Raw genomic sequence first — 232 nt, forward strand, 5'->3', positions numbered from 1 at the left:
GAATAGGTGTATCAAAAAGAAACAATTAAATCTATCAAAAACACAGAGCTAAATTTTTAAAAAAATACGGAAATAATAATCTTGGCACATAAACTCGATTAAGGAGGAGCATTATATGTTAAAAACGAAGAAGTACCAATTTTGGTTTGTTACAGGAAGCCAGCACTTATACGGTCCAGAAACGATAGAAGAGGTTCATGATCATTCTGCTAAAATTGTAGAGGGTTTAAAT

1 protein-coding gene is annotated in these 232 nt (G+C 31.5%); it reads left to right on the top strand.

Annotation, left to right across the window (positions count from 1 at the left end; translation table 11 throughout):
- Positions 1-115: 115 nt before the first annotated feature.
- On the top strand, positions 116-232 hold a 117-nt coding region (locus AOA60_RS31895; protein WP_143522614.1), incomplete at its 3' end, for a hypothetical protein.

Source organism: Pseudomonas sp. 2822-17, from assembly GCF_002742485.1.
Lineage (GTDB): Bacteria > Pseudomonadota > Gammaproteobacteria > Pseudomonadales > Pseudomonadaceae > Aquipseudomonas > Aquipseudomonas cyclaminis.